2 protein-coding genes are annotated in these 2051 nt (G+C 67.3%); both read right to left on the reverse strand.

Features of this window, described 5'->3' with window-relative positions; all coding sequences use genetic code 11:
* The coding region (locus AB0M92_RS39195; protein WP_366107178.1) for a sialate O-acetylesterase at nt 1–1709 on the reverse strand (1709 nt) is incomplete at its 3' end.
* 59 nt (nt 1710–1768) lie between these two features.
* On the reverse strand, nt 1769–2051 hold a 283-nt coding region (locus AB0M92_RS39200), incomplete at its 5' end, for an FG-GAP-like repeat-containing protein (protein WP_366107179.1).

The following is a 2051-nucleotide window of genomic DNA, read 5'->3' on the forward strand; positions in this document are numbered from 1 at the left end:
TTGCCCGCACCGTCGCCGGTGTACAGCTTCAGGTTGCTGTTCGCATCGATGCCGGCGATGTCCTGCTTGCCGTCACCATTGAAGTCACCACCCACGGTCCGGGCCATGGCCGGCGCCGGAGCGGGGAGGGGACAGTTGGCGAGCGCCGTCGGGAAGGCGTCGGCCTGATCCGTGGAGAGCGGCAGGTTGTAGAAGGCCAGCAGGCCGATCCCGTTGCTGTTGGTGATCCAGGGGCCAGCTCCGTCGTGTCCGACGTAGCTGATGCCGGTGGTGCCGGTAGCGGGCCCGGTCAGACGCAAGTGGATGAACCCGGGCCTCACGGACATCGACTCCACGGACACTGGGCTGCCGTTGACGACGAAGTTGGTGACGGGGCCGCATCCGGCCACGAGCGCGTCACTGGCATTGCGCAGGGCGATGGTGATCTCGGTGTGGTCGGCCTTGGAGAACCACGCCTTCCGGGGGTCGGGAGCGGTGGTCGCCACGGCGCTGGCGCCGTAGTAGTCCCGGGCCATAGAGAGAAAGTCGTGGTCGGCTAGATCGCGGTATCCGCCGACGTAGTAGTAGTGGCAGTTGTCGGGACCCTGACCGTTGATGCCGGTGGTGGACAGGACGGTGACGCCCGGGAGCAAGGAGTACTGACGCTGCGCCTCGCGCTCCTCGTATGAGTTCTGGGGCGCGCCGGCGGCGTCGAGACAGCCGTTGCGGATCTGGTGGGCGTACACGTGCTCTACGCCCGGGTAGTCAGTCTTCCAGTCGTCCAGGAGGGACTTGAAGCCGGAGGTCTGGCTTGTCACGTTGTTGTTGTCAGACTCGCCCTGGTACCAGAAGATGCCACGGACCTGGCTCTGCACTCCCGCCCGCTGGGCCCGGCCGAGCAGGCGTCCGTAGTTACTTCCGGGGTTAGGGGGGTTCGCGTCGTTGCGCTGGAAGAAGGTGATGGGGAGTCCCTCGTGACCGCCTTGGAGGAGCGCGATGGGGACGGCGTAGGTGTTCACCTCCTGGCGGCCCAGGCGGAGGGCGTACTGGCCGATCGCCCCCGACACCTGGTAGGAGTCGCCGTCCGCGACCTGCCAGGTGTCGTCCTGGGTGGCGGCCGTGGGGTCGGCCGTGGACGATCCGAACGTGCGCACCCATGGCGACCGGTCCGCGCTGCTGGAGTTGGAGGTGTCGGACGGGTTGCCGGGGTTCGACGGGAAGTGCTGGCGGGCGGCGGCGTTCGACTGGCCGCTCACGATGAACACGTCGCCCGCCACGATGTCGCTCCACGCGCCCTGCAGGGTGGTGGTGGACCCGGAGACGGAGTAGAGGCTGAAGGAGTAGCTGTTCAGACTCGCCTGGATCCGGGGCTCGAAGGTGAACGCCGACCCGGCACTGTTCACCTGGACGCTGCTGCTGGACAGGGGCTTCCCGTCCCGGGTGATGTCCAGCCGCATCGAGGTGACCCCGGTCTGCGTGACGTTGCCGGCGATGGTGACTACGGCATCGTTCGTGGCGGTGTCGCGGGGGAAGAGCTGGTGGTCGCGGGGGGTCTTGCTGAGCTGGACTCCGCTGCCCACAACCGCATTAGTTTGTACAGCCGAAGGGACCGCCGCCGGCTGCAGTGCCACCGCTGCGGCGAACCCGTCGGAGGCGAGCGTGGCGGTGACTGCGAGGGACAGTGCGAGCGCGCCTTGGGCCAGTGTCCGACGGCTGGAGATCTTCCGCATGACAGATACCTTGCTGGGGGGAGGGGACAGGGGGAGCAGAGGACCGACGTGGCCGGGCTTTAGAAGCCGGCCCAGGAGCCGCTGGGGAAGGCTGACAGCATGTTGGTGCCGCCGCTGACGGTTCCGGTGCCGTTGCCGGTGTAGAGCTTCATGTTGTTGTTCGCGTCGATGCCGGCGATGTCCTGCTTGCCGTCGTTGTTGAAGTCGGCGGCCAGCAGGGACCGGAAGCCCTTCCACAGGCCGTTGGTGCCGAGCATGTTGGTGCCGCCGCCGACGTTGCCTGCGCCGTCGCCGGTGTAGAGCTTGAGGTTGTCGTAGGCGTCGATGCCGGCGATGTCCTGC

The organism is Streptomyces sp. NPDC051582 (assembly GCF_040681715.1).
GTDB lineage: Bacteria > Actinomycetota > Actinomycetes > Streptomycetales > Streptomycetaceae > Streptomyces.